Genomic DNA, 3391 nt, shown 5'->3' on the forward strand with positions numbered 1-3391 from the left:
AGCGCGCACTCACTGGTTGCGCAGGGCCAGGGCCCAGGCCTGCATGGCGTCGTTGGCGGGTTTCATGGGGGCATCCATGAAGCTGATGACGAAATGGTCGCCCATGTCGGCGATGCCGATGGAGCGTGGACGCACCGCCAGCACCTGCGGATTGGGCAGTGCATGGCCGAAGCAGAACACCACGTTGATCGCCGCCGTGATGGCTGGCGCCACTTCGCCGCCGATGCCGCGTGTGTGCGCCAGATGGTCAAAGGTACCGATGTAGCTCACGCGCGGCGTGTTGGCGATGCAGTCACGGAAGTAGGCGGCGATCTCCTCGGCGCTTTGGTAGCGGCATTCGCTCTTGGCGACGTCGATGACGGTGATGGGGTACTTTTCCTGAAAGTTCAGCTGTTTCATGGTGATGACGGAATGTGGTGATGATGACGGAGAGAGCGCCGAAACGGATGGTAAGAGCGTGGTTGCGGGTGCAAACCTTCCAACACACAATAGCATACACCGCCTAGTATGCGTTTGCGTGTCACGCACCTGCACCGAGACGGCAGTCGAATTTCACCGTTCGAGCGGTCGCGCTCAGCTCGTATGCTGCGCGGTTGACCAAGCGTTCGGCGGCCGACGGGTTTGGGGGGGTTTCGCTGGCAACGGATAGATATAAAACCGATGGTTAGCAGCTGACCGACATCGTCTGGCGGCTCTTTTCCAGCGGGACTGGCCGTCCCAGCTCGATCGAGTGTCTCGGCGCGGGGCCGTCAAAGCAATACGGGACTTGGCATCGTACCGGGGAATCGCACCGCAAAATGCGACCCTTTATGGCAGAAACAAGCGAACGCATAGCTCGCGCTGGGGTGTGAAGCTCCAACGTTCCAGACATCGCGCAAAGGATTACCGCACGATGGCACCGGACGACACCGCCGGGAATGGTAACGGCGGCTACCTCGGCTTCGAGGCAGAGCTTTTCAAGGCCGCCGACAAGCTGCGCGGCAACATGGAGCCCTCCGATTACAAGCATGTTGTGCTTGGGCTCATCTTCCTGAAGTACATCTCTGGCGCCGAAGGCAAGCGCGGCGGCGAGTTCTACACCCCGCGCTCGGTGGTCAAGTTGCTCGTGGAGATGCTGGAACCCTACTCAGGCCGCGTCTACGACCCCTGCTGTGGCTCAGGCGGCATGTTCGTGCAAAGCGAAAAGTTCGTCCAGGAACACGGCGGGCGCATCGGCGACATCGCCATCTACGGGCAGGAGAGCAACTACACCACCTGGCGGCTCGCCAAGATGAACCTGGCCGTGCGTGGCATCGACGCCGACATCCGCTGGAACAACGAAGGCAGCTTCCACAAGGACGAACTGCGCGACCTGCGCTTCGACTACATCCTGGCCAACCCGCCGTTCAACGTCTCAGACTGGGGCGGCGAACGGCTGCGCGACGATCCGCGCTGGAAATTCGGCGTGCCGCCGGTCGGTAACGCCAACTATGCCTGGCTGCAGCACATCTACCACCACCTCGCACCCTTTGGGGTGGCGGGCGTGGTGCTGGCCAACGGCTCCATGAGCTCCAACCAGTCCGGCGAGGGTGAAATCCGCAAAGCGATGATCGAGGCCGACGTGGTGGACTGCATGGTGGCGCTACCCGGGCAGCTTTTCTACTCCACGCAGATCCCCGCCTGCCTGTGGTTCCTCGCCCGCGACCGTAGGGGCGGGTCTCGTGCCCGCCCTGGGTCTGGGCAGGCAACCGGGCAGGCACAAGGCCTGCCCCTACGCGACCGGCGCGGCGAGGTGCTGTTCATCGACGCGCGTAAGATGGGCGTGATGATCGATCGCACCCGACGCGAGCTCACCGATGAAGAAATTAAGAAAATCGCCGACACCTACCATGCCTGGCGCGGTTCGACATTGTGCGACCCCAAGGGTCGCCCCTACGCGGACGTCCCCGGTTTCTGCAAATCGGTTTCTCTGGAGGAGATCCGCAAACACGGCCACGTGCTCACCCCTGGGCGCTACGTCGGCGCGACGGATGTGGAAGACGACGGCGAGCCCTTCGCAGAAAAAATAACCAGGCTTGCCGCCCAGTGGCGCGCGCAACGTGAACAAGCCGCCAAGCTCGACGCGGCGATCGAAGCCAACCTCAAGGCGCTGGGGTTTTGATGCGCCGGCTATTTACATGAACAGACGTTTTCGTGAATAGTGGGCGACACTATTCACGCGAACGAAAACAGCGAATCGAACCATGCAACGCGGGCTCACGGGCAGCTACACCCCAACCAGCGTCGCTGGCGAGGCGGTGCTATCCAGCCAGATCGAAGGCACCCAATCGTCGCTATCGGACCTCCTGCTCTTCGAACTCGACGAGCAGCCCGGTGTGCCCTTCGACGATGGGGTGGAGGTCTCCAATTACGTCACTGCCCTGGAGCATGGGCTCAAGCGCCTGCGCGCTGATCAAGGCCGCCTTGGCCCATGTGCAGTTCGAAACCATCCACCCCTTCCTCGAAGGCAACGGCCGCGTCGGTCGGCTGCTCATCGCGCTGATCCTGCACCACGACGGCGTGCTGCGCCAGCCGCTGCTGTATTTCTCGCTGTATTTCATCCCAGATTTCCCGATAGCTGCCGGTTTCTCATGGCAGCCAATAGCGCAACGGTATGAGTTTCTTAGGAAACAGCGATTAGGAGGCTGTGCTGCGCGCCCAACTGCCCCAGCCCGGCAGTCACCGTGGCTGCGCCCCCGAACAGCTGGTGGGTCGGTTTAGGGCTGTACCGGCACCTTTTTGAGCGGGTGGGCTTGCAGACCCTCACATTGGATCTGGATTCCACGGTGCTGAGCCGCTGCGGCGCGCAGCAAGGCGCATCCAGGGGCGACAACCCCAGCAAACGCGGGCGCGCCAGCCACCACCCGCACATGGCCTTCGTCGCCGACACCCGCATGCTGGCCAACGTGTGGCTGCGTCCAGACAACGCCCACACAGCCAACAACGCCATCGCCCTCTTGCAAAGCGGCATGGAACATCTTGGATCTGCCAAGCGCGTGGGGCTGCTGCGGGCGGACTCGGGCTTTTGCGACAAGGGCTTCCTGCAGCACCTGGAGCCCTTCTGGGCCACCGAGGCGGCCATGCACTGGGTGATGTTGGCTTTTAACCTGATGAGCCTGTTCAGAGCCGCGATGCAGCGCCAGATCCACAAGACAAGCTCGATGCAGACCATGGCAAGTCTGCGTCAGCGGTTGTTCGCGCAGGCTGGCTTCATCCCCAAGAACGGCAGGAGCAGGACATTGAAGATGAAGATGGCCACTGCGATGCAGCGTCATGAGTGGGTCAGCGGCCTGTGGAATGCGGCCAAATTCCCTTGAGCTGCCTTGGCCTGTCAAACCCGTCTTGACCACCGCGCCTACGGGCTGATGGGAAA

The 3391-nt window shown here is 62.1% G+C and carries 3 protein-coding genes and 1 pseudogene; 3 read left to right on the forward strand and 1 reads right to left on the reverse strand.

Annotated features, from left to right (window positions below; translation table 11 throughout):
• Positions 1-9: 9 nt before the first annotated feature.
• Entirely contained in the window at positions 10-399 is a 390-nt protein-coding gene (locus tag P3W97_RS04490) for a DUF6858 family protein (protein ID WP_300844183.1), read from the reverse strand.
• A 493-nt stretch (positions 400-892) separates the two neighbouring features.
• On the opposite strand from P3W97_RS04490, the gene P3W97_RS04495 reads away from it, so the two are divergent.
• The 3 genes and pseudogenes from P3W97_RS04495 to P3W97_RS04505 all read left to right on the forward strand — a co-directional run bounded on the left by P3W97_RS04495 (position 893) and on the right by P3W97_RS04505 (position 3335).
• A complete protein-coding gene (locus tag P3W97_RS04495) occupies positions 893-2140 on the forward strand; it encodes an N-6 DNA methylase (protein WP_300844185.1) in 1248 nt (415 codons plus the stop codon).
• Positions 2141-2270: 130 nt separating this feature from the next.
• Positions 2271-2577, forward strand: a pseudogene (locus P3W97_RS04500) (Fic/DOC family N-terminal domain-containing protein); the annotation flags it as partial.
• 188 nt (positions 2578-2765) lie between these two features.
• Positions 2766-3335 carry a transposase gene (locus tag P3W97_RS04505; RefSeq protein WP_300844186.1) on the forward strand — a complete coding sequence of 190 codons (570 nt, stop codon included), beginning with the start codon at positions 2766-2768 and terminating at the stop codon, positions 3333-3335.
• The last annotated feature ends 56 nt before the right edge of the window (positions 3336-3391 follow it).

It is taken from the genome of Tepidimonas sp. (assembly GCF_029335975.1).
In the GTDB taxonomy this organism is placed as follows: Bacteria; Pseudomonadota; Gammaproteobacteria; order Burkholderiales; family Burkholderiaceae_C; genus Tepidimonas.

What these genes read in the sequence shown, in the direction of transcription:
- P3W97_RS04490 (WP_300844183.1), bottom strand. Translation starts at nt 399, where the DNA reads ATGAAACAGCTGAACTTTCAGGAAAAGTACCCCATCACCGTCATCGAC.
- P3W97_RS04495 (WP_300844185.1), top strand. Translation starts at nt 893, where the DNA reads ATGGCACCGGACGACACCGCCGGGAATGGTAACGGCGGCTACCTCGGC.